Origin of the sequence: Pontibacter chinhatensis (assembly GCF_900113285.1) — a bacterium.
Classification (GTDB): Bacteria; Bacteroidota; Bacteroidia; order Cytophagales; family Hymenobacteraceae; genus Pontibacter; species Pontibacter chinhatensis.
Genome location: NZ_FOOT01000003.1, coordinates 123,855 through 146,804 on the forward strand (window position 1 = coordinate 123,855; position 22,950 = coordinate 146,804).

The window sequence follows — 22,950 nt, forward strand, 5'->3', positions numbered from 1 at the left end:
TTCTACATTCTTTCGGGTACCAGGTTGTGGGCCACCAGCCGCCACTCCCCCTCCAGCATTTTCCATACTTTGAGGTAGTAGCCCTTTTCGGCTCCTTTGCTGGTGGATTGGCTATAGCTGCCGTAGGTATAGGCCATGTCGGCGGCTGGCGAGAGGTCGTGACCGAGGTTGGTGTAGCGCACATTCGTGGCCGGCTCGATGATGATATCCTTATACTTTACCGGATACTGGCCGTGCCGGTAGATGAGTGTCTCTTCGAAGTATGGCTGCACCGGCTCCACATCCTGAACCAGCAGAGCCTCGGTTGTACCTATGGCAGGCTTATTTTCTACCGCAAGGGCTGGTCTGTATACCTCCTCTTTCAGCAGATTCGGCGCGAAGGAATTGCCCATGTCTATCGCCACTTTCCATTGCCCGTCCGGCTGCTTCTTCCACACCGACAGGTAAAAGCCCGCGCCAGCAACTGCGGTATCTTCAGGGGCAGCTTTAAACGCATAGGGCCCTGTAGTATAGCCCCAATCCAGCGAGCTGGAAATGTCGGCGTAGGCAGGATACCAGGTAAGTAGCGCCTTGCTTTCAGGTGCTTCGGCATGCAGCTTCTTACCGTTTGTGGGAGCCGGGGCAAACACCAATCCATCCTCGGTCAGATGTTCCACAAAGGCCTGGTGAAAACCCTTTTTAACAGACGTGGCAGCAAAGGCGCGCTCGGCGTTGGCCAAATCTTCCAAGGCTTCGTCGCGTGTATTGCTGACTTGTAGCGCGCATAGCAGCAGGGCCAGCAGGAGTGTTAATTTCATAGTTTGGGAGGTTGAAGTGGCAGTAATTAGGCTAAATATAGGTGGTAACGTTTCTCCGGTTTATATCTGTTACTCAATATTCAGGTACTTATACTTAATTTTACTGGCATCCCTAAAGTATAAAAGGCCCACCGTTTCCGGCAGGCCTTTTATACTTAGGTTTATACTTTCTGCTTACTGGTTTGCCACCTCTGTCGGGTTGATCAGCGTGCGCTCCAGGAAGTTAGTCATCATCTTAAAGCGGTGCAGAGAGGTGATGCCACCACCCACGCCGTGGTTACGGTTCGGGTAGTAGAAGCTCTCGAACTGCTTGTTGGCGCTAATCAGGGCATCCTGCATGGCCACCGCGTTCTGGAAGTGCACGTTGTCGTCGCCGGTGCCGTGGATGAGCAGCAGCTCGCCCTGCATCTTATCGGCAAAGAACAGAGGAGAGTTCTCGTCGTAACCCGCTGGGTTTTCCTGTGGTGTTTTCAGGAAGCGCTCGGTGTAGATGGTGTCGTAGTATCTCCAGCTCGTAACAGGTGCTACCGAAATACCAGCCGCGAACACGCCGTTGCCTTTGGTCAGGCCCAGCAGCGTCATGTAGCCGCCGTAGCTGTGGCCCCAGATACCGATGCGGTTTTTGTCCACGTAAGCCTGGTTGCCCAGCCATTTGGCCGCCTCAATCTGGTCCTCAATCTCATACTTGCCCAGGTTGGCGTAGGTCACTTTCTTGAACTCCGCGCCACGGGCACCGGTGCCGCGGTTATCCACGCTCACCACAATCATTCCTTTGTCGGCCAGCACCTGGTACCACAGGTAATTGGTGCCGCCCCAGCTGTTGGTCACGGTCTGCGAGCCCGGGCCACCATACACAAACATCAGCACCGGGTATTTCTTGTTCGGGTCAAAGTCGGTTGGCTTAATCATCCAGCCATTCAGCTGCGTTCCGTCAGAAGTCTTCATCTGGAAAAACTCCTGCTTAGCAATGTCGTACTGCGCCAGCGTGTTCTTCAACTGTGAATTGTCTTCCAGCACCTTAATCAACTTGCCATCTTTGGCCGTGTGCAGGCTAACAGTGGGCACCTCGTTGGCAGCAGAGAAATAATCCAGGAAGTATTTAAAGTCGTTGCTCATGTTCACGCGGTGCGTACCGGCTTGCTGCGTCAGGCGCTGCTTCTTTTTGCCTTTGCTGCTGATGCTGTACAGGTGGCGCTCCAGCGGCGACACCTCGGTAGACATGTAGTACAGGCGGTCGTTTTTCTCGTCGTAGCCCACGTAGCTGCTTACCTCCCAGTTGCCGCTCGTAATCTGGCGCACCAGCTTGCCGCTCATGTTGTAGAGGTAAAGGTGGTTGTAGCCCTTCACTTCCGAGGAGTGGATGAAGTGCTTGCCATCTTTCAGGTAAGTTAAGTCGTCGGTTACGTCGATGTAGGCTTTGTCCGTCTCTTTCAGCACCACATCGGCCTTGCCTGTGGAGGCGTTGGCGTGCAGGATCTCCAGCGTGTTCTGCAGGCGGTTCATGCGCTGGATAGAGAGCAGGTTCGGGTTGTTCGTCCATTTCATGCGCGGGAGGTAGATATCGGTCTCGTTGCCGGTATCCATCTTCACGGTTTTGCCGCTGGCCACATCGTACACCGATACAGTTACGATAGAGTTAGCCTCGCCGGCTTTCGGGTACTTGAACTTATAGTCCTGCGGGTACAGCTCGCCCCACATCTGCATGTTAAACTCCGGTACGTTGGTCTCGTCAAAAGTATAAAAAGCAATCTTCTTACCGTCCGGCGACCAGTGGAAGCCTTGTGCAAACGAGAATTCCTCCTCGTACACCCAATCCGCATAGCCATTGATGATCGAGTTATACTTGCCGTTGGTGGTAATTTGCGTCTCCTGCATGTTGCTCAGGTCCGTCACAAACATGTTGTTGTCGCGGGCAAAGGCAACGCGCTTGGCGTCTGGGGAGAAGGTGGCGTACATTTGCTTGCCGCCGTTACTCAGCTTGGTCAGCTTTTGGGAGGCGATGTCGTAGATGTAGAACTCGGCCTTGGAGGAGCGGCGGTAGATCTGCTCGGTTTCGGTGGAAAACAGCACCTTCTGCTCATCGGAAGAGAACGTGTAGCCATCGTACTGAATTGGCTGGCTGCTGCCCTCCGGCACCAGGTTCTCGCCCTCGATGATGGTGTTTACCGGCTGGCCTGTAGTGACGTCATACTTTACGATGTCCTGTACTTTGTTCTTCTCGTCAGAGACCTGCGAGCTGTAGTAGCGGCCGTCGTTCATCCAATTTACCCCCCACACCGATTTGGCCCGGAACGTTCCTTTCTGGTAGATGTCCTCTAGGGTGATGTCTTTTTTCTGCTGCGCCTGCGCCACAAAGGCGAAGCAAAGCAGTACAGCAGCCAAAAGATTGGTTCTTAACTTACTATGCATGCGAATTGGTTAGTTTAAGTTTAGCTCCCCTAATTTAGGGGATTAATGTGGTTTAGCCATGGTTTGGCGTTAAAACTGTGTTGGGCAAAGTGAATTGGGTAGTATGGGCCATACTTTATACTTGCTGCTATTTCCTATTGCTGGCGCGGGTTTGCAACCTGTGCCTACCTATGGTGTTGGGTTTGTAACCCAACTGGCTTGAAAAGCCATACTTATACTTCGGCTATACTTCGGCTATACTTTCATAGCCGCCGCTTCCCGCAACTGGATACAAGCTATCCTTGCTAGCTTCGGCTCATCCTCTAGTTCCCACAAGCCTAAAGTTTCATTTCCTGCTTTGGTGCCCTCCCAGGCCGGGAGGCCTCGTTTTCCTGCTCGGCGCTGTGTTCCCTCCTGCCCTCGTACCTCGAGCTGCCCTTAACGGGCACCGGATCTCACAAGGCGCCTCCCAGAAAAACTGGGAACAGAATCAATAGCAGCTCCTAATGCAACAGGAACTAAAGTCCCCCTTTGAAGGGGGCTGGGGGATGACAATCGCTTGCTGAGGCAATAAGGGGGAATGAATATGATAGCCGCCGCCCCTACTGTCATCTCGACCTCTGGGAGAGATCTGGTTAGAATTCCGATAGATCTCTCGCGCTGCTCGAGATGACAACAGAAACAAGTATAAATCCCCTCCCCTATTAAACTACACAAAAACAGCAGCGGCAGCACTTTACCGGTACTGCCGCTGCCTTAACTTTATACGTTTATACTTTAGAAGTTCACACCCATTGTCACCACCACAGAGTTCTGCTTCTTGTTAATGTTCATCAGGGGCTCGTTTGTGGTTTTCAGCGAGTATGGCGAGTAAGACGTGCCGCTCACAAAGGGGGCGTAGTCAATGTCCTGCTGCGTGTGCACGTAGGCGGCATCCAGGAAAAAGTTTTTCAGCCTGATGCCGGCACCGGCGGTATAGTGGTGCGCTGCGCCATACTTGTAGTTAATAAAGCCGGCATCGTAGCTGGAGCCATTGTCCGGATCGGCGTTGAAGGCGTAGCCGGCCCGCAGCCTGAACACCTCAAAGCGTCCCTCCGCCCCTATTCTGTAATTGATGGCCGATTCGTTGTTGCTGGCAATACCATCGTTGATGTCGTCGAAGAAGCCGCCTGAGGAGAAGTCATCGTCCTCCCTATACTTGGCTTTGCTGTAGTTCACAAACTCCACATCCGCCGTAATAAAGCCATACTTGCCGAGGAAGTACGCAATGCCACCGTTTGCCCTGAAAGGTGTTACCAGCCGGTAAGAGAACTGGCCAGGCACTTCCGCGGCTGTCTCCACGCCATCGTTAAACGTGGTGGTGATGCGGCGCTGGTAGTCATCGTCAAACGTATAAGCGGTTGGTGTTTGTATGCTCAGGCCCAGACGAAGTGCATCTGTCGGACGGGCAATCAAACCTAATTTCAGGTTTACGCCAGCCCCGGAAGTAGAGAACTCATCCACGTAGTCGAAACTGGTGAACGGCGTGCCGGAGCTGCCTTCGGCCTCTGAGTAAATGCTCTCCTGCGAGAAATCCACCGTCACGATGCCGAGGGAGGCACCAATGTAAAGCTTGTCCTTGTAGCTGGTACCCACGCCAATATCGATTTGGCTCTGGGAGCCCTTGCGGATGATTTCCTCGCGCTGGGTTATACTTCCGATGCGCTCTACCTCAAATATTTCGTCGTCTTCCGTTACATCAAAAAGAAAGCCGCCATAGGCCAGGCCCTCCAAGGTGCTGATGCCGGCATCATACTCCTGGTCGAGGCTGGCGCGGGTGCGGCCATTCTCAAAGGCCAGGTCAGCAAAGTACTCCACCAGGGTTGGGTCGAACTCCCCGGACTGGGTGCGGTAGGAAGTATAGCGCTCGTTGAAGTTGTTGAGCCTCGTGAAGCCTACCCCGAAGGTAACGCCGCGCCAGTCGCTGCCCTCGTTATCGCCTTTTCTGTTAGAGATAACCACGCCCAGTTGCGGGAACACGAAATTGCTGTTGCTGCCGGTGCTGCGCTCGCCAAGTATAGAGGTGTTGGTGTTCACCGACTGTACCCCCGGCGTTACAGTAAACTCGGAGCGGCGGAACATGCCTAAGCCTGCCGGGTTGCCTGAAAGGCTGGAGATATCAGCGCCCAATGCGGTTTGTGCCCCGCCCATGCCTTGTATACGCGCGGTACCGAAAACGCCCATCTGGGAGTAGCGCAGTGCGTCAAGCTCCGTTTGGGCAAAGGCAGTACCACCCCAGCCCAGCATAAGCGCCAGGCTGGCCAATAGTGTCTTCTTCATGATGATATGGTTTCTTTACGATGCGTCTAGTTATTTCCGCGGGTTGGGCGTCCGCCACCTCCTGATGAGGACGAGCTACCGCTGCTTCGGTTCATACTTGGACTTGAGCTAGGACTAGAACTCGGACGGCTCTCGAACGTGCTGCGGCTTGGCTGGCTTTCGTAGGTGCGCGCTGGGCGGCTTTCCTGCGTGCGGCTCGGGCTGCTTTCTATCCTGCGGGTAGGCTGGCTACGTTCAATTGTACGGCTTGGCTGACGCTCTGTGGTGCGCGGACGCACTTCGCGGCGCTGCTGCGGCTGCTCTGAACTACGGCTCGGCACGTACTCGCGGGTAGTGCGTGTGCTGCGGCTGTTGCTCGGCGCGGGCTGTACGACATTTTGTTCCTGCGAACGCACGGTGCTTCTGCTGCTGCGGCTTGGCCTTGTCGGCAGTTCCTGCTTGCCTCCGGTAGCCGGGGCCACCGTGCTGCGGCTGCTGCGCGACTGGCGTCCTACGCTCTGCTGGCCTGTGCTCTCGGTGCGAATAACGCCGTCCCTGGACTGTCTGCCGGTGGTAGTGCCCATAGTTTGGGTGTTGCGGCTGTCGCGCGGGCCATACTGCACCCTGCTGGCCTTGCCAACCACTACTGGCCTATCAGAATACCAGCCATACCCGTACGGGTTGCCATGGGCGTAGTAGCCGTTGTAGAAGCCTCTGTAATAGCCGTTATAGTAGCCGTGTCCGTAGCTGTTAGGCCACCAGTTGCTGTAGCCATAGTATGGGTGGCCGTAGAACCGGTTGCCCCATCCGCCGCCCCAGCCATAACTAAAGCTGATGCTCACGCCTGTTCTGAAACGGGCATTGCTCCAGAATGGGTCGTAGTAGAAAGGATCGTAGTAGAACGGGTCATAGAATGGGTCGTAGAACGCGTAGCTCGTGCGGCGCGGCACGTAAGACGATCCCCAGTAGGGGTCTATATACGAGTAGTTAGGGCGGTACCAGTTGTCGCGCTCGTCGTAGCTGCGGCCATCGTAGTACTCATCTCCATTATAGTTTTGGGTAATGTTGCTCTCAGAGTACTCCGGGTTCAGCACCTCGCCTTCGGCAAGCGCTTGCTCCTGCTGCTGGCTACTGCTGTTGTCGTATTGCTGGTAGGCCTGCGCCGGCTGCTGCTGCGCCTGCGGCTGTGCGTACACGGTCTGGTCTGAAGAGCTGTAATACATGTCATCGTACTCCGACGACTGTAATGCAACAGGGCTGCTACAGCCTACAGCCAGCAGGGCAAGCACAGGGGCTACGGTAAGTAAAGTATATTTTTTCATGGCCTTCTGCTGATGTTCTGTGGGTAATAACTCCTTCTATACCAAAGATAAGCACAAATGGCCAAATCCTTGCCTATAGTATAATATTATTAACGTAATTTTGAGGCGGAACGATGTCCGGTTTTATATATTGTAATTAGCAAAATCTGTTCCAAGAAATTCATAATCAGATAATCAAGTTAAATAAAAGTAAAATGAGCAAAGGGTTACCTAAAAGAAGCGACGACTACTCCTTGTGGTATAACGAGCTGGTGAAGAAGGCTGGCCTGGCCGAGAACTCCGCAGTGCGCGGCTGTATGGTGATTAAACCGTACGGGTACGCCATCTGGGAGAAGATGCAGCGCCAGCTGGACGACATGTTTAAGGCCACCGGCCATGAAAACGCCTACTTCCCGCTGTTTGTGCCCAAGAGCCTGTTCGAGGCCGAGGAGCAGAACGCCGAGGGCTTTGCCAAAGAGTGCGCCGTGGTAACCCACTACCGCCTGCAAAACGACCCGGACAAGCCCGGCAAACTTCGGGTAGACCCTAATGCTAAACTCGAAGAGGAGCTGATTGTTCGACCTACTTCTGAGGCTGTAATCTGGAATACCTACAAAGGTTGGATTCAGAGCTACCGTGACCTGCCTATCCTGGTAAACCAGTGGGCCAACGTGGTGCGCTGGGAGATGCGCACGCGCCTGTTCCTGCGCACGGCGGAGTTCCTGTGGCAGGAAGGCCACACGGCCCATGCCACCGCCGGGGAGGCCGTTGCCGAAGCCGAGCAGATGCTGGAAGTATACGCCACTTTTGCCGAGCAGTACATTGCCCTGCCGGTGGTGCGCGGCGTGAAGACGCCAAGCGAGCGCTTTGCCGGTGCGCTGGACACTTATTGCATCGAAGGACTGATGCAGGATGGCAAGGCGCTGCAGGCGGGCACCTCGCACTTCCTGGGCCAGAACTTTGCCAAAGCATTTGATGTGAAGTTCGCTACCAAGGATGGTGGCCTGGAGCACGTATGGGGTACTTCCTGGGGCGTGAGCACGCGCCTGATGGGTGCACTCGTAATGGCCCACTCCGACGACGAAGGTCTGGTGCTGCCTCCAAAGCTGGCCCCTATCCAGGTGGTCATCGTGCCGATCTACAAAGGCGAGGAGCAACTAGCCCAAATCACCGAGAAGGTGAACCAACTGAAGCGTGAGCTGCTGGCCAAGGGCATCAGCGTGAAGTATGATGATCGTGACACCGAGCGCCCTGGCTTTAAGTTTGCTGAGTGGGAGCTGAAGGGTGTGCCGGTGCGCATCGCCATCGGTGCCCGCGACCTGGAGAACGGCACCGCCGAGTTGGCCCGCCGCGACACCAAGGAGAAAAGCTCGCAGGCTTTTGACAGCCTGGCCACGTACATCCCGGCCCTGCTCGACGAGATTCAGGAGAACATTTACAACAAGGCCCTGGCTTACCGCGAGGCACATACCACTAAGGTGGATACTTATGAGGAGTTTAAGGAAGTGTTGGAAACGAAGGGCGGCTTTGTGCTTGCCCACTGGGACGGCACCGCTGAAACAGAGGAGCGCATCAAGGAGGAAACAAAGGCCACCATCCGCTGTATCGGTCTGGACACGCCGGAAGAGGATGGCGTGGACATCCTGACCGGCAAACCGAGCAAGCGCCGCGTATACTTCGCCAAAGCATACTAGTTGTTGCCCCTTACCGGTTATTCGTAACCTGCGGCAGCGGCCATACTTTCAGGGCGCCACTTCTTTAACCAGGAGTGGCGCTTCTGTTTTTGGGCCATACTTATACTTTGTTGCGGCATTTATACTTACAAATCATGAAGAAATTGCTATATTGTACATGATAACCCGTCGCCCTATGCTACTGGATTGGATAACAGTGATTTCGCTGATCGGTATTGGCCTGCTGCTGGTTGTGGTGGAGCTAATATTTGTGCCGGGCACTACGGTGGTGGGCATACTTGGCTTTATACTTACGGCCATCGGGATTTGGATAGGGTATGCGGCGCTGGGCACCAACACCGGGCATGTCATACTTGCCACCACAGTATTGGTAGCAGGGATCGCTTTCTTCTACAGTTTCCGCTCCGACAGCTGGACACGCTTTGCCCTGAAAGAACAGAACCGCAGCCGGGTAAACGAAGACGAACAGCATACGCTCACCGTGGGGCAGGAAGGAACGACGGTTTCGGCGCTGCGCCCGCAGGGTACCGCCCTGTTTACCGAGCGACACTACCAAGTGCAGACCCGTAGTGAGTTTTTGGCCCCCAACACCCCCATACGCATCGTAAAGCTGGATCAAAATAAAATCATCGTAGAAGCAATCTCCTAATTTTAAAGACACAGATGGAAAACTTAACCCCCATATTTCTGATAGCAGGCGGTATTATCCTGCTCATCATCTTTTTATACTTTGTACCAATCAGCCTCTGGATAACGGCCTTGTTCTCAGGGGTGCGGGTCGGCCTGCTGGAGCTGGTGTTTATGCGCATCCGGAAAGTGCCGCCAAGCCTTATCGTTAACTCCATGATCAACGCGACCAAGGCAGGCATAGACGTAACCACCACCGAGCTGGAAACACACTACCTGGCGGGCGGCAACGTGCCCAACGTAATCAAGGCGCTTATCTCGGCCGACAAGGCCAACATCCCGCTTTCCTTTAAGCAAGCCACTGCCATAGACCTGGCCGGCCGTAACGTGTTTGAGGCAGTAACCACATCGGTGAACCCGAAGGTAATCAACACGCCCAACGTAGCCGCCGTGGCCCAGGATGGCATCCAGCTAATTGCCAAGGCCCGTGTAACGGTGCGCGCCAACATCATGCAGCTGGTGGGTGGCGCCGGCGAGGAAACCATACTTGCGCGTGTAGGCGAGGGTATCGTAACCTCTATCGGTTCATCCGGCTCGCATAAAGTAGTACTCGAAAACCCGGACATCATCTCGAAGCTGGTGCTGCAAAAAGGCCTGGATGCCGGCACTGCCTACGAAATCCTTTCCATTGACATTGCCGACGTGGATGTGGGCGAGAACATTGGTGCCAAGCTGCAGATTGACCAGGCTAACGCCGACCTGAAAGTGGCCGAGGCCAAGGCCGAAGAGCGTCGGGCCATGGCCGTAGCCGTGGAGCAGGAAATGAAAGCCAAAGCGCAGGAGGCCCGCGCCAATGTAATCCAAGCTGAGGTGGAGGTGCCTCAGGCCATCGCAGCGGCTTTCCGCAGCGGCAACCTGGGTATCATGGACTACTACAAAATGCAAAACATACAGGCCGACACGGATATGCGCAGTAACATCGCCAACCCGAACCAGGGTGGCGGAGGAAGCGGAAACCCTCTCCGGTCTAAGGAATAAAACCTGGTTTATACCTAACAGCAAGGGCCGCCCCAAAGTATGGAGCGGCCCTTTTTTATACTTTAAATTTGCTATTACCTATCGGAAGAAGTTTACATCTTCTTAAACTCCTGCGTTACAACTGTTCTGCTTCCTGACTGAGACGAAGGTCCGCCACCGTCATACTCCAGCACTATCACCAGCTTGGTGTCCGAAATAGAGGCAATCTGGCTTTGCCCTGCCTCATGATCAGCGAAGGAGATATACTGCTTTCCCTCCTTTTTATACAGTCTGTAGGTGCCTGTCCGCTCGTCCTGGCTGGTGGTGAGGCGGTACTCGGTCTCGGTGAATTCGTAGCTTATGTTGAGCTCCAGCTCCGCTTCATGCACTTTCTCACCCTTGGCGTCGTAAACAACATTTTTAAAGGTTACCAGTTCCCAGCGGCCTTTTATCAACTCACTTACAGCAGGCTCTGTGTCTTCATCTTTTTTGCAGGCCGTCAGCAAAAGCAGCAGCACTATGGGCAAAAGTAAAAGCTTCTTCATCATGAGTTTAATGGAATTAGGTTTATTCAAGTAGTTGTGAATGATTAGCGAACAAGAGTTTGTTGTTTTCATAGGCTATGATTTAGTTGATTTTGAGATAAGCTACCGTAGGTAGCAGGCTAGCGCTATACTATTGCACTACAGCATATTATTAAATATATAGAATAAAATATACAAAGCCAATTTATACTTTTCCTATACCGAAGAAATTCCCGCTACTTTTCGGCTGAAGCGGGATGTTTATACTTTTTAGATTTTACTCTTCTCCCTGCAGCTTTCTGATTTCCCTTACCAGCCTGTCGCGCCGCACGGAGACAAAAGTATAGCCCAGACCGTCACGGGTCATTACTTGAAGCTTAAAGGGAAAAACCAGCAGCCACTTTTTCTCCTCCAGCCGTGCCACATCGTCTAAAGGTATAAAGGTGCTATCTCGCCCATGGATGTGAAGTGTACCAAAATGCGGTGTAGGGATGAAAACTAATTTATCGGCTATAACGACTAACCTTCCTTTGGCCGGCCATATAGGAGGTTTGTTCCGATACAGCTCCACCTGCTTTTGCACTGTCAGCACCTCTTTGCCGGAGGAAGTATAGGCTGGCTGCCTTGTAGCACACCCAGCCACGCCCAACATCAACAGGAACACCCACTTTGCACTCATAACATCACCTCATTGGTACAACACTTTATAAACAAACAGCCCGCTCCTGTATGGCAGAAGCGGGCTGTTTATACCTTATACTTATACTTTGAAAGTTATTCTGATTTAAGTGTAAAGGTTCTCTCTACGGTGTTGAACGGGCCTGGAAGCACATTGCCGTTGTTGTCAATCAGCTCCAGCTTTATCTTGTTCTCACCCATAGGCAGCCCCTCCATAATGTAAGGCATCCAGCGGTCCAGTACAAACTCGGTCCCGTTGATGGTGGCGCGCACCTTGTTGCCGGTAGTGGAGAGGTCGGTGTTCACCAGATAGAAGTCCAGCATCACTTTCTCGGTTTCCTGCGGGCCTACGTACTCACCTTTCGGGCGGCTGTAGAACATGTGCGGCGCGCTCTCGTCGAACTCCAGTGTTTGGGTTGGCTTGCCCACGGTAATCTTGCGCAGGTCGTAGGCACCCTTGTGCTTCAGGCTCTCGTGATAGGAGCGCGACAGGAACGACAGAATTACGTGCTCGCCCTCACTGATTTCCTTGGTGAACTCTGTTTCGTAATGCGCTGTGTAAGGCTCGTTGTCCACGATGTTGTGGATATGCTGCCCCTGGTGCGAGTTGGCCATGTGCTCCGAGTTGGAGTGCGGCGTCATGCGCGTCAGTTCAAAGTTTGAGAGCGAGTAAGAGAACTGAACAGGCCCTGGCTCTACCACACCCCCGGCTACTGGTGTGTTCAGGCGAAGCTGGGACTCCGGATATTTCTGAGAGTTATCAAAGGCATACACACGCAGCCCGCCTTTACTCATAACAGCGCCCGAAGGTGTTGGCCCTGCTGTGGCGCTGGGGGTAGTAGGTGTCTGGTTTTCGGCTTCCTGTGTCTGGCGTGCGGTATCGCAGGCCGAGAAAGTGAGCATCAGGGCCGACGCCAGCAGTAGGTACGTTTTTTTCATGTATCTAATGGATGTTGTTGGTTTCTTGTGTAGCTAATTTAGCGATTATTCTTTGTATATTGCGAACTACGTAAAGATTACACTAAAGTATACGAAAAAATTTATATTCCAGTGAGTATGAGCGAGATTTTGTTTGATGAGATCCCGTCCCTGGACCTGGCGGATTTCACATCGGGAGATGCAGAGAGGAAGGCTCAATTTGTTAAAAAGCTGGGCGAAGCCTACCAGAACATCGGCTTTATTGCCTTGCGCAACCACGGCCTCAGCGATGAGCTGACCGATAAGTTATACAAGGCAACCAAGGAGTTCTTTGCATTGCCCGACGAGGTAAAGCAGAAGTATGAGAACCCCGAACTTGCTGGTCAGCGCGGCTATGTGGGCAAAGGAAAAGAAAAGGCCAAAGGATTTAACACCGGCGACCTGAAGGAGTTCTACCACGTAGGCCAGGAGCTGAGCGATATTCCGGACAGTGATCCGATTAAGAAAGAATACCCGGAGAATATCTTCCCGGAGGAGGTGCCGGGCTTCAAGGAAACCACTTTAGAAGCTTACAGAAAGCTTGAGGCTGCCGGCAAGCAGGTGCTCCGCGCCATTGCCATTCACCTGGGCCTGGAGGAGGATTACTTCGATGAGAAGGTAAAGTATGGCAACAGCATCCTGCGCCCTATCCACTACTTCCCAATTGAGGATCCGGATAGTGTGCCAGCCGATGCCGTTCGTGCCGCCGAGCATGGCGACATTAACCTTATCACGCTGCTGATGGGTGCCAGCGCCGACGGCCTGCAGGTGCTTCGCCGCGACGGCCAGTGGATCCCGATTACGGCGCTGCCGGAGCAGGTGGTGGTAAACGTGGGCGACATGCTCGCGCGTCTCACTAACAACAAGCTCAAGTCTACCATCCACCGTGTGGTTAACCCACCGCGCGAGCTCATGCACACCTCCCGCTACTCTATCCCATTCTTCATGCACCCCCGCTCCGAAATGGACCTGACCTGCCTGGAGAGCTGCATCGATGAGCGAAATCCAAAGGCCTACCCGGACGCCACGGCGGGCGAGTACCTGAACGAACGCTTGGTGGAGCTGGGTCTGCTGAAGAAAGCCTAGTCTTTAAGCCTGATATGAATTAATTTGACATAAAAAGAGAGGTAGCGAAAAGCTGTCTCTCTTTTTATATTTTTACGCCATATGAGCCTGCGTTACTACATCTTCCTGAAAGACGTGTTACTTCTGGCCCTCACCGCATTTGGTGGGCCGCAGGCGCATATTGCCATGATGTTTAAGCTGTTGGTGGAGAAACGCCGCTACCTCACAGAGCAGGAACTCATCGAGCTGAACGCCCTTTGCTCCATACTTCCCGGTCCCACCTCCACGCAAACCCTTACGGCCATCGGCTTCAAGATAGGCGGCCCGAACCTGGCGTACCTCACGCTGCTGGTCTGGATTTTACCTGCCGCCACTTTCATGGCCTTGGCCGCCGTTGTCATTTCATACCTCCAGGGGCAGGGCGTGTCGCTTGGCTTCCTGAAGTACATACAGCCCATGGCGGTTGGCTTTGTGGCCTATGCCGCCTATAAGATTTGCGAGAAGGTCATCCACACCAAAACGGCTGTTGCCCTCATGGTGGTTTCGGCCATACTTGCTTACTTCTTCCACTCGCCCTGGGTGCTCTCGGCCATGCTGATTGCCGGTGGCGCCGTTACCGCGCTCCGCTTTAAGCAACACCCCCAGGAGAAAGACAAGCACCTGCACATAGAATGGGCCAATTTTATACTTTATGTGGCTGTTCTGGTTGTGGCGGCTCTGCTGGGCGCTTATACTTCGTCGTTGCCGGTGCGCTTGTTCGAAAATTTCTACCGTAACGGCAGCCTCGTGTTTGGAGGCGGTCAGGTGCTTATTCCGCTGCTATACACGGAATTCGTGGACTTTAAGGGCTACCTGACTGGCGAGGAGTTCCTCTCGGGTTACGCCATTGCGCAGGCACTGCCGGGGCCAACTTTCTCCTTTACCTCCTTCGTGGGCAACCTGGCCATGCGCGAGTATGGTATAGCCGGGCAGCTCCTGGGTTCTTTTGTGGCTACTGTCGGTATCTTCTTACCAGGTACGTTCCTTATTTTCTTTGTGATTCGGTTCTGGGACGAGCTCAAAAAATATAGAGTGATCCGTGCTTCCCTGGAAGGCATTAGCGCCGTAAGCTCCGGCATGGTGGTCGCCGCTGCCATCCTGCTCTACCACCCCATCGAGAGCTCCCCCCTCAACTTTAGTATTGTAGTGGGTACTTTCTGCTTGCTAATGTTCACCAAAGTACCTGCACCTGTACTTATACTTACAGGGTTGCTGTTGGGGTTTGTGTTGTAAAATGAAAAACTACTCCCTTCAACAAAAAAGGCCACCCTTTCGGATGACCTTCTGTACGTTACATTTTTTCCCTGAGCATTCGGAGCAGGTACTCGCCGTAGCCGCTCTTTCTCAGGGGCTCGGCTACTTCACGCAGCTGCTCATCGGAGATAAAGCCCATGCGCCAGGCCACCTCCTCGATGCAGCCAATCTTGAGCCCCTGCCGCTCCTCTATCACCTGCACGAAGGTGGCCGCCTGCATCAGCGACTGGATGGTGCCCGTGTCGAGCCAGGCGGTGCCCCGGTTGAGGATGCCCACCTTGAGTTTGCCCCTGCGCAGGTACTCGCGGTTGATGTCAGTCACCTCGTACTCGCCCCGCGCGCTCGGCGCCAGGTTCTTGGCTATCTCCACCACCTCGTTGTCATAAAAGTACAGCCCCGGTACGGCATAGCTGCTCTTTGGCTCCCTAGGCTTCTCCTCGATGGAGACGGCGTTCATCTCCCTGTCGAACTCCACCACCCCGTAGCGCTCCGGGTCGTGCACGTGGTAGGCGTATACCACCCCGCCGTCCGGGTCTGCGTTCTCCCTTAACATTGAGCCCATGCCCGCCCCATAGAAGATGTTGTCGCCCAGCACCAGGGCTACCTTGTCCTCTCCGATGAACTCCTCCCCTATCACGAAGGCCTGCGCCAGCCCGTTGGGCACCTCCTGCACGGCGTAGCTGAACTTGCAGCCTATCTGCGAGCCGTCGCCCAACAGGCGCTCAAACAGGGGCAAGTCGTGCGGCGTGGAGATGATGAGCACCTCCCTTATGCCCGCCAGCATCAAAGTGGAGAGAGGGTAATAGATCATGGGCTTGTCGTAAACGGGCATGAGCTGCTTGCTCACAGCCAACGTCAACGGGTGCAGCCGCGTGCCCGAGCCTCCAGCCAAAATGATTCCTTTCATGTGTGTCTGTTTTCGGCTCTACTTTTATAGGGTAGCAGCCTTGGTGTCTCTGTAAATAAACTCTTGGTTGTCTTTAAACCACTCAAACGTGCGCTGCAGGCCCTCCTGGATGCGCACCTGCGGGTCATACTTCAAGAGGCGCTGCGCTTTCGAAATATCGGCCAGGCTGTCTCGGATGTCTCCGGCGCGGTCAGGGCCGTGTACCGGCTCCACGTCAGCTCCGGCTGTTTCCCTAAGGATGTGGAACATCTGCAGCAGCGAAGTTCTGTCACCCACGGCGATGTTGTACACTTGATTCACCGCCTCTGGGCTCTCTACCAACGCAGCCTTGACGTTAGCTTGCACGCAATTCTCCACGAAGGTAAAGTCGCGGGTCTGCCCCCCATCGCCATTGAATTTCGGAGATCGTTTGTGGATCAGCGCGTCGATGAAGAGCGGGATGACGGCCGCGTAGGCGCCGTTCGGGTCCTGCCTGGGCCCGAAGATGTTGAAGTAGCGCAGCCCGATGATTTCCATGCCGTAGGTCTTGCCGAACACGTCGGCGTACAGCTCATTGGCGTACTTGGTCACGGCATAGGGCGAGAGCGGCTTGCCAATACGATCCTCCACCTTGGGCAGTTCCTTGCTGTCGCCGTAGGTAGACGAGGAGGCCGCGTACACGAAGCGCTTGACCTGCTGCTCCTTGGCCGCGGTGAGCATGTTCACAAAGCCGCCCACGTTCACGTCGTTGCTCGTGATGGGGTCGTTGATGCTTCGGGGCACTGAGCCCAGCGCCGCCTGGTGCAGCACCACGTCCATCCCCTGGCAGGCGTCCATGCAGGTCTGCACGTCGCGGATATCGCCCTCCACCAGTTCAAAGGCCGGGTTGCCCAGAAACTGCTCGATATTCTTGCGGTAGCCGTTGGAGAAGTTGTCCAGCACGCGCACCTTGCCTGCCTTATACTTCAAAAGGTACTCCACCAGGTTAGAGCCGATAAAGCCGGCCCCGCCTGTTACTAAAAACGACAGCCCATCGAGGGGCTGGTCGTGAAATGGGGAATCGTACATAATATTGTTAAAGTCTATACTTACCGATGCGTGTACTGCTGCTCGTAGTAGCTCTGGTAGTTGCCTGAGGTCACGTTCTCCAGCCACTCGGGGTTCTCCAGGTACCAGTCAACCGTCTTGCTCAAACCCTGCTCAAAGGTTACGGACGGCTTCCAGCCCAGCTCATCCATCAGCTTGGAGGAGTCGATAGCATAACGCAGGTCGTGGCCGGCGCGATCCTTCACAAACGTGATCAGCTTTCTGGAGTGACCTTTCTCGCGGCCCAGTTTCTCATCCATCTGGTCGCAGAGCAGCTCGATCAGGTCGATGTTCTTCCACTCGTTCACGCCGCCGATGTTGTAGGTGTCGCCCACCTTGCCCTCGTGGAAGATTAGGTCGATGGCGCGGGCGTGGTCCAGCACGTAGAGCCAGTCGCGCACGTTCTCGCCCTTGCCGTACACCGGCACCGGCCGCTCGTTCTTGATGTTGTAGATAGCCAGCGGGATAAGCTTCTCGGGGAAGTGGTTTGGCCCGTAGTTGTTCGAGCAGTTGGAGATCTTGACAGGCAGCCCGTAAGTATGGTACCAGGCACGCACGAAATGGTCGGAGCTGGCTTTAGAAGCAGAGTATGGCGAGCGCGGATCGTAGGCCGTTTCCTCTGTGAAGAGTCCGTCCTCTCCCAGCGAGCCATACACCTCATCGGTGGAGATGTGGTAGAACAGGTGCTTGCTTAGATCATCGGCCCAGTGCTTACGGGCTGCGTTCAGCAGGTTCACCGTGCCGATCACGTTCGTCTGCACAAAGGCCAGGGGGTCGGAGATCGAGCGGTCCACATGCGACTCGGCGGCCAGGTGAATTACGGCATCAAACTTATAGGCGGAGAAGATCTCCTCCAGATAGTCCGCATCTACTATGTCACCCTTCAGGAAAGTATAATTCTCCTTGTCCTCGATGTCTGAAAGGTTGGCCAGATTACCGGCGTAAGTCAGCTTGTCGAGGTTGTAAATCTGGTAGTTCGGGTACTTGGTCACAAACAGGCGTACCACGTGCGAGCCAATAAAGCCCGCGCCGCCCGTAATTAATATTTTCATGCTTATACTTCTGTTTTCTGAAGGGTTAATTGCCAGTCCCAGGCGCTTTTCATGGCTTCTTCCAAGGTACTGGTAGTTTTAAAGCCTAGTTCTTTGGTTGATTTGGTTACGTCGGCGTAGATCTTCGGCACATCGCCGGCACGGCGTGGACCAACTTTATAGTTCAGCTTCTGGCCGGATGCTCTTTCAAATGCGCTGATTGCTTCTATCACACTATAGCCTGTTCCGGTGCCCACGTTGAAGAATTCTATACTTTGCGCTTTACCCTGCAGCAGGCGCTCCACCGCCACAACGTGTGCTTTGGCCAGGTCTACTACATGGATAAAGTCGCGGATGCAGGTACCGTCCGGGGTATCGTAATCATCGCCAAACACAGTCAACTCTTCGCGAATGCCAGCGGCAGTTTGGGTGATAAATGGCACCAGGTTGTTTGGCACGCCCAGTGGCAGCTCTCCTATCCTGGCGGAAGGATGTGCACCGATCGGGTTAAAGTAACGCAAAGCAGTGGCTTTGATGCTGCTATTGCCGCTGTTGGCCAGGTCCGTGAGGATCTCCTCGCATACTTTTTTGGTATTGCCATACGGGGAATTAGCCTTCTGTACCGGGGTTTCCTCCGTTACGGGCAGTTGCTCCGGAATACCGTACACGGTGCAGGAAGAAGAGAACACCAGGTTGTCTACCTTATACTCCTCCATCACCTGCAACAGCGCCACCAGCGAGCCCACGTTGTTGTGGTAGTACTTCAGCGGCTCTGCTACCGACTCACCCACGGCCTTATAGGCGGCAAAATGAATTACGCCCTGGATGTTCTGCTCCTGCTTAAACACCTGGCGCAGGGCCTCAGCGTCCGTGCAGTCGATGCGGTGGCAAGGGATGTCACGGCCAAGTATGGCAGCAATACCCGCTAGCGCACTTTCTTCGGAGTTCGAAAAGTTATCGATGATCACCGGCTCATAGCCTGCCTCCACCAACTCTACCACCGTGTGGGAGCCAATATAGCCGGCCCCGCCGGTTACCAAAATCTTTGCGTTTGCCAAAATTTATAAGCTTGTATATTCTATATCCTTGATTTTGTTACGGAAGATGCCTTTCAGATCCACCAGGATCGGGCTACCGTTCATAATCGACTTAAAGTAGTTCTCATCCAGCTCCATATAAGCTTTGTGCGGCACGGCCACCACCACGGCATCATAATCCTTACCAGCCTCTTCTACCAAGCCAAAGCCATACTCGTGCTGCAGTTCCTCGGAGCTAGCGTATGGGTCTACTACTTCCACGTTCACGTTGAAGCTTTGCAGTTCACGGATCACGTCCACCACCTTCGAATTACGGATATCCTCCACGTTCTCTTTAAATGTAGCCCCCATCACCAGCACTTTCGTCTGCGAAATGTTCTTGCCACGCATGATCATCATCTTCACCAGTTTGTTAGCGATATGCGCGCCCATGGTGTCGTTGGTCGTGCGGCCGCTTAGGATTACCTTGGCGTCGTAACCCAACGCTTTGGCTTTGTAGGTCAGGTAATATGGGTCCACGCCGATGCAGTGGCCGCCCACCAGGCCCGGAGAAAAGCGCAGGAAGTTCCACTTCGTACCGGCAGCTTCCAGCACCTCGTAGGTATTGATGTTCATCCTGTCGAAGATGATGGAAAGCTCGTTCATCAGGGCGATGTTGAGGTCGCGCTGCGTGTTCTCGATTACTTTGGCCGCCTCGGCTACTTTAATGGAAGAGGCACGGTGTACGCCGGCATCCACCACCAGTTCGTATACTTTGGCAATCTCCTCGGCAGACTCGGCGTCGCAGCCGGATACCACCTTCACGATTTTAGCCAGCGTGTGCTCTTTGTCACCTGGATTAATGCGCTCCGGCGAGTAACCTACCTTAAAGTCAGCGCCGAACTTGAGGCCCGACTCGCGCTCCAGCACCGGCACGCAATCCTCTTCCGTGCAGCCAGGGTATACTGTAGACTCAAACACCACGTAATCGCCTTTCTTCAGCACTTTGCCTACCGTGGTAGAGGCTGCCAGCAAAGGCTTCAAGTCAGGCTGCGCATGCTGATCGATCGGCGTTGGCACGGCCACGATAAAGAAGCGCGCTTCGCGCAGTACGTCCAGGCTATCAGTAAACACAATGTCCGCTCCCTCAAACTCACTGCTCTCCAACTCACCGCTCGGGTCTATGTGGTTGCGCATCATCTCCACACGTTTGGAGTTGATGTCGAACCCAATCACTTTAACTTTTTTAGCGAAGGCAAGCGCAATTGGCAATCCCACATAGCCTAACCCAATGACAGCAAGTTTGGCTTCTTTGTCTAGTATTTCCTGGTACACGTTGTATATCGTTTGTTATGTTAGAATTTTTACGCAAACTACCTGGGGCTCATTTATCTATGCTAGAACGGGCTAAACCCACTTAGCATTGCCCCAAAATAATCCATTAAAATGGATAACGTCCGCTGGGGCCTAAAATTACCACAAAAGTACAATTATAAATAATACTTCGGATATTTTGGAGTGTTTTTCAGAAGTGTTACTTAATACCCCGCACGATACGGTCTTTCCCGAACAGGTCTTCTACGATTGTCGCTTCGGTAAAACCAAGTTGCAACAATAGCTCCCTCACCTGATGCCCATAGCGCTCATTTATTTCAAAGTATAGCGTTCCTCCCTCTTTCAGCAGCTGTTGCGCCACCTCGCCAATTCTTTTGTAATACTTCAGCGGGTCCTGGTCTGGCACAAACAGCGCCAGGTGCGGCTCATACTGCAGCACGTTCTCCCGCATCTGCCCTTTCTCCTCTTCCAGCACATAGGGCGGGTTGCTCGTGATAACGTCCAGCGAGGCAGGATGTATACGCGGCACCGGCTCAAAAATATCCGCCTGAAGCCAGGTTATGGGCAGGTTATACTTTGCTGCATTCGCATTCGCCACCTTCAGCGCGCCCTCCGACACCTCCAACCCGTATACTTTGGCATTTTTCAAATTAGCCGCCAGGGCCAGCGGGATGCAACCGCTCCCAGCACAGATATCCAGCACGTACAGTCCTGTCTGCCCTTTGTGCTCCCGCAGTACCAGATCTACCAGTTCTTCCGTCTCAGCCCGGGGAATCAGCACGCGCTCATCCACCTGCAGCTCCAAGCCATAAAAATGCGCCACCCCCAGTACGTACTGCACCGGCTCCTGCCGCTGCAACCGCTCTACCTTCTGCTTTAGCTGTGCCTCCTGTTCCGGGTTTACCACTTCCTGCTGTGCCAGCGACAGCTGCATGCGGTTTTTCTGCAGCACGTGCTCCAGCACCAGTTGGGCTATACTTCCCGCCTCCGGCTCAGGATACGCCACTTTTATACTTTCCCGGATGTGCTGCTGTAACTGCTGAACGGTTGCCACGTCTATACTTTCTGTTGATTTCGGTATCTTTGCAAAAGTAGAACTTTCTGAGTTAGAAAGTTAGAAGGTTAAAAAGTTAGAAAATTATGGCGCCTTGACCTTTCCCTAACTATAAGAGTTTACCTAACCAAGAGTTATGACTCCTTAGATACAAAAGAATAGCGCCTGATTACTGCTTTCCTTTTTCACTTTTTAGCCTTCTAAATTCCCAACTCTTTAACTCCTAAACTCTCCCCTATGTCTGACGAACGATACATGCGACGCGCCCTGGAGCTGGCACAGTTGGGCGGAGGTTATACTTCACCAAACCCGATGGTGGGTTGCGTGGTGGTACACAATGGAAGAATCATTGGGGAGGGGTGGCACCAGCAGTATGGCGGCCCCCATGCCGAGGTGAATGCCGTTGCTGCCGTGGCGGACAAAAGCCTGCTCCCCGAAAGCCGGGTGTACGTTACGCTGGAGCCCTGCTCGCATTTTGGCAAAACGCCTCCCTGCGCCGACATGCTCGTTTCTCATGGGGTAAAGGATGTGGTGATTTGCAACACAGACCCGAACCCGCTGGTGGCAGGGCGTGGCATAAAAAAATTAACCGATGCTGGTGCCCAGGTAAAAGTAGGCGTACTGGAGCAGGAGGGGCTGGAGCTGAATAAACGTTTCTTCACTTTTCACGCGCAAAAGCGGCCGTTTATACTTTTGAAATGGGCCGAAACAGCAGACGGCTTTATTGCAGCGGCTAACTATAAACAGGAGCAGATCAGCGGGCCGCTGGCCAGGCGATTGGTGCACAAGTGGCGCACAGAAGAACAAGCTATTATGGTGGGCACCCGCACCGCGCTTCATGATAACCCGCAGCTAAACGTGCGGGCGTGGCACGGGCCCTATCCGCTACGCGTAATCATTGACCGGGCTTTGCAGCTGCCCCTGCACCTGCACCTCTTTGATGGTGCCCAGCCGACGGTGGTTTATACTTATAAACAGCAGCAGGATCAGGAGAATTTATACTTTGTGCAGCTTCAGGAGGAGGCGCCACTGCTTCCGCAAATTATGCAGGACCTGCACCAGCGCAACGTGTTATCAGTGATGGTGGAGGGAGGGACTTACCTGCTGGAGAGCTTGCTGCAGGCAAACCTCTGGGATGAGGCGCTTGTGTTTAAGAGCCAGCAAAAAACACTTGGGGAGGGCATAAAAGCCCCTGTCATGGCGCACGGCCGGCTACAGGGCATTCAAACTTTAGGCACTGACCAGTTGTTGCACTACCGGAACAGTTAACAGTTATCATTGACCAATAATCACACATTCACTCATACACTCATTCAAAATTAAAGTATGGCCGAGTCATTAATTATAGACACAAACCTCAGCAAAGAAGAAAAGTATAAAGCGCTGCTTCCGCAGATAGAAGCCTTGACCGCTGGCGAAACAGACCTGATTGCCAACATCTCAAACATGGTGGCCGCGTTGCGCCAGGGCATGGGTTTCTTTTGGGTGGGGGTATATTTTAACAAGGAGGGACAACTGGTGCTGGGGCCTTTCCAGGGGCCAATTGCCTGCACACGCATCCCCTACCATAAAGGGGTTTGCGGTGCCTGCTACACCCAGCAGAAAACCATACTCGTGCCGGATGTAGAAGCCTTCCCGGGCCACATTGCCTGCAGCAGCGACTCTAAATCGGAGATTGTGTTGCCAGCCATAAAAGACGGCGAGGTAAAACTGGTATTGGACGTGGATAGCGATAAGCTCAACGACTTTGACGAAGTGGACCAGCAATACCTGGAGCAGCTGATGAAGCTGGTGGAGAGCTGGTACTAGTTTCGTTATTAGTTGATCGTTATTCGTTATTGGATGGATATTCCTGTCGCAAGTATAATAGCAGTATAGGCAAGGGCATTCATCAACTGAATCC

20 protein-coding genes are annotated in these 22,950 nt (G+C 53.7%); 7 read left to right on the forward strand and 13 right to left on the reverse strand.

Features of this window, described 5'->3' with window-relative positions:
- Positions 1-2: 2 nt before the first annotated feature.
- The 4 genes from BM040_RS09685 to BM040_RS09700 all read right to left on the reverse strand — a co-directional run bounded on the left by BM040_RS09685 (position 3) and on the right by BM040_RS09700 (position 6,805).
- Positions 3-797, reverse strand: a complete 795-nt coding sequence (locus tag BM040_RS09685) for a YybH family protein (protein ID WP_092100583.1) — start codon at positions 795-797, stop codon at positions 3-5.
- A gap of 174 nt (positions 798-971) precedes the next feature.
- On the reverse strand, positions 972-3,206 hold the full coding sequence (locus BM040_RS09690) for a S9 family peptidase (RefSeq protein ID WP_092100585.1): 2,235 nt from the start codon (positions 3,204-3,206) through the stop codon (positions 972-974).
- Between the two features lie 756 nt (positions 3,207-3,962).
- Entirely contained in the window at positions 3,963-5,504 is a 1,542-nt protein-coding gene (locus BM040_RS09695; RefSeq protein WP_092100587.1) for an OmpP1/FadL family transporter, read from the reverse strand.
- A gap of 26 nt (positions 5,505-5,530) precedes the next feature.
- Positions 5,531-6,805 carry a hypothetical protein gene (locus BM040_RS09700; protein ID WP_092100589.1) on the reverse strand — a complete coding sequence of 425 codons (1,275 nt, stop codon included), beginning with the start codon at positions 6,803-6,805 and terminating at the stop codon, positions 5,531-5,533.
- Positions 6,806-6,999: 194 nt separating this feature from the next.
- Between BM040_RS09700 and proS the strand changes: the two genes are divergently transcribed.
- The 3 genes from proS (at position 7,000) to floA (ending at position 10,143) form a co-directional block, all read left to right on the forward strand.
- A complete protein-coding gene (gene proS / locus BM040_RS09705) occupies positions 7,000-8,478 on the forward strand; it encodes a proline--tRNA ligase (RefSeq protein WP_092100592.1) in 1,479 nt (492 codons plus the stop codon).
- A gap of 175 nt (positions 8,479-8,653) precedes the next feature.
- Complete coding sequence (locus BM040_RS09710; protein ID WP_092101451.1) at positions 8,654-9,127, forward strand: NfeD family protein; 474 nt, start codon at positions 8,654-8,656, stop codon at positions 9,125-9,127.
- Positions 9,128-9,141: 14 nt separating this feature from the next.
- Entirely contained in the window at positions 9,142-10,143 is a 1,002-nt protein-coding gene (gene floA / locus BM040_RS09715) for a flotillin-like protein FloA (RefSeq protein WP_092100608.1), read from the forward strand.
- 92 nt (positions 10,144-10,235) lie between these two features.
- Here the strand turns inward: floA and BM040_RS09720 are convergent, their stop codons facing one another.
- From BM040_RS09720 to BM040_RS09730, 3 genes are all read right to left on the reverse strand, one after another.
- A complete protein-coding gene (locus BM040_RS09720; protein ID WP_092100609.1) occupies positions 10,236-10,670 on the reverse strand; it encodes a lipocalin family protein in 435 nt (144 codons plus the stop codon).
- Positions 10,671-10,923: 253 nt separating this feature from the next.
- Positions 10,924-11,325: a hypothetical protein gene (locus BM040_RS09725; RefSeq protein ID WP_092100611.1), complete on the reverse strand. Its 402-nt coding sequence runs from the start codon at positions 11,323-11,325 to the stop codon at positions 10,924-10,926.
- A gap of 95 nt (positions 11,326-11,420) precedes the next feature.
- Complete coding sequence (locus BM040_RS09730) at positions 11,421-12,263, reverse strand: hypothetical protein (protein ID WP_092100613.1); 843 nt, start codon at positions 12,261-12,263, stop codon at positions 11,421-11,423.
- Between the two features lie 117 nt (positions 12,264-12,380).
- On the opposite strand from BM040_RS09730, the gene BM040_RS09735 reads away from it, so the two are divergent.
- On the forward strand, positions 12,381-13,367 hold the full coding sequence (locus BM040_RS09735; RefSeq protein WP_092100615.1) for an isopenicillin N synthase family dioxygenase: 987 nt from the start codon (positions 12,381-12,383) through the stop codon (positions 13,365-13,367).
- An 81-nt stretch (positions 13,368-13,448) separates the two neighbouring features.
- Positions 13,449-14,618 (forward strand): chromate efflux transporter, encoded by a 1,170-nt coding sequence (gene chrA, locus BM040_RS09740; RefSeq protein ID WP_092100617.1) that lies wholly within the window; start codon positions 13,449-13,451, stop codon positions 14,616-14,618.
- A 58-nt stretch (positions 14,619-14,676) separates the two neighbouring features.
- Here chrA and rfbA read toward each other — a convergent pair whose 3' ends face one another.
- The 6 genes from rfbA to prmC all read right to left on the reverse strand — a co-directional run bounded on the left by rfbA (position 14,677) and on the right by prmC (position 21,047).
- Positions 14,677-15,546, reverse strand: coding sequence for a glucose-1-phosphate thymidylyltransferase RfbA (rfbA, locus tag BM040_RS09745; RefSeq protein ID WP_092100619.1), 870 nt, complete (start codon positions 15,544-15,546; stop codon positions 14,677-14,679).
- A gap of 24 nt (positions 15,547-15,570) precedes the next feature.
- Complete coding sequence (locus BM040_RS09750) at positions 15,571-16,593, reverse strand: SDR family oxidoreductase (protein ID WP_092100621.1); 1,023 nt, start codon at positions 16,591-16,593, stop codon at positions 15,571-15,573.
- Positions 16,594-16,613: 20 nt separating this feature from the next.
- Positions 16,614-17,663, reverse strand: a complete 1,050-nt coding sequence (gene rfbB, locus BM040_RS09755; RefSeq protein ID WP_092100624.1) for a dTDP-glucose 4,6-dehydratase — start codon at positions 17,661-17,663, stop codon at positions 16,614-16,616.
- A gap of 2 nt (positions 17,664-17,665) precedes the next feature.
- Positions 17,666-18,700, reverse strand: a complete 1,035-nt coding sequence (gene galE / locus BM040_RS09760; protein ID WP_092100626.1) for a UDP-glucose 4-epimerase GalE — start codon at positions 18,698-18,700, stop codon at positions 17,666-17,668.
- Positions 18,701-18,703: 3 nt separating this feature from the next.
- On the reverse strand, positions 18,704-19,993 hold the full coding sequence (locus tag BM040_RS09765; RefSeq protein WP_092100628.1) for a nucleotide sugar dehydrogenase: 1,290 nt from the start codon (positions 19,991-19,993) through the stop codon (positions 18,704-18,706).
- 199 nt (positions 19,994-20,192) lie between these two features.
- Positions 20,193-21,047: a peptide chain release factor N(5)-glutamine methyltransferase gene (gene prmC / locus BM040_RS09770; RefSeq protein ID WP_092100630.1), complete on the reverse strand. Its 855-nt coding sequence runs from the start codon at positions 21,045-21,047 to the stop codon at positions 20,193-20,195.
- Positions 21,048-21,284: 237 nt separating this feature from the next.
- Here prmC and ribD point away from each other — a divergent pair, with 237 nt between their 5' ends.
- Both ribD and BM040_RS09780 read left to right on the forward strand, forming a co-directional pair.
- On the forward strand, positions 21,285-22,316 hold the full coding sequence (ribD, locus tag BM040_RS09775) for a bifunctional diaminohydroxyphosphoribosylaminopyrimidine deaminase/5-amino-6-(5-phosphoribosylamino)uracil reductase RibD (RefSeq protein ID WP_092100632.1): 1,032 nt from the start codon (positions 21,285-21,287) through the stop codon (positions 22,314-22,316).
- 57 nt (positions 22,317-22,373) lie between these two features.
- The gene (locus BM040_RS09780; protein ID WP_092100634.1) at positions 22,374-22,856 is read left to right on the forward strand and encodes a GAF domain-containing protein; all 483 of its coding nucleotides are present in this window, start codon (positions 22,374-22,376) and stop codon (positions 22,854-22,856) included.
- The last annotated feature ends 94 nt before the right edge of the window (positions 22,857-22,950 follow it).

Bases quoted from the DNA above. Each gene is read 5' to 3' on its own strand.
- BM040_RS09690 (WP_092100585.1), bottom strand. From the start codon at position 3,206: ATGCATAGTAAGTTAAGAACCAATCTTTTGGCTGCTGTACTGCTTTGC.
- BM040_RS09730 (WP_092100613.1), bottom strand. From the start codon at position 12,263: ATGAAAAAAACGTACCTACTGCTGGCGTCGGCCCTGATGCTCACTTTC.
- chrA (WP_092100617.1), top strand. From the start codon at position 13,449: ATGAGCCTGCGTTACTACATCTTCCTGAAAGACGTGTTACTTCTGGCC.
- BM040_RS09710 (WP_092101451.1), top strand. From the start codon at position 8,654: ATGCTACTGGATTGGATAACAGTGATTTCGCTGATCGGTATTGGCCTG.
- proS (WP_092100592.1), top strand. From the start codon at position 7,000: ATGAGCAAAGGGTTACCTAAAAGAAGCGACGACTACTCCTTGTGGTAT.
- BM040_RS09700 (WP_092100589.1), bottom strand. From the start codon at position 6,805: ATGAAAAAATATACTTTACTTACCGTAGCCCCTGTGCTTGCCCTGCTG.
- BM040_RS09735 (WP_092100615.1), top strand. From the start codon at position 12,381: ATGAGCGAGATTTTGTTTGATGAGATCCCGTCCCTGGACCTGGCGGAT.
- BM040_RS09720 (WP_092100609.1), bottom strand. From the start codon at position 10,670: ATGATGAAGAAGCTTTTACTTTTGCCCATAGTGCTGCTGCTTTTGCTG.
- BM040_RS09695 (WP_092100587.1), bottom strand. From the start codon at position 5,504: ATGAAGAAGACACTATTGGCCAGCCTGGCGCTTATGCTGGGCTGGGGT.
- rfbB (WP_092100624.1), bottom strand. From the start codon at position 17,663: ATGAAAATATTAATTACGGGCGGCGCGGGCTTTATTGGCTCGCACGTG.
- BM040_RS09750 (WP_092100621.1), bottom strand. From the start codon at position 16,593: ATGTACGATTCCCCATTTCACGACCAGCCCCTCGATGGGCTGTCGTTT.
- ribD (WP_092100632.1), top strand. From the start codon at position 21,285: ATGTCTGACGAACGATACATGCGACGCGCCCTGGAGCTGGCACAGTTG.
- BM040_RS09725 (WP_092100611.1), bottom strand. From the start codon at position 11,325: ATGAGTGCAAAGTGGGTGTTCCTGTTGATGTTGGGCGTGGCTGGGTGT.
- floA (WP_092100608.1), top strand. From the start codon at position 9,142: ATGGAAAACTTAACCCCCATATTTCTGATAGCAGGCGGTATTATCCTG.
- BM040_RS09685 (WP_092100583.1), bottom strand. From the start codon at position 797: ATGAAATTAACACTCCTGCTGGCCCTGCTGCTATGCGCGCTACAAGTC.
- rfbA (WP_092100619.1), bottom strand. From the start codon at position 15,546: ATGAAAGGAATCATTTTGGCTGGAGGCTCGGGCACGCGGCTGCACCCG.
- BM040_RS09780 (WP_092100634.1), top strand. From the start codon at position 22,374: ATGGCCGAGTCATTAATTATAGACACAAACCTCAGCAAAGAAGAAAAG.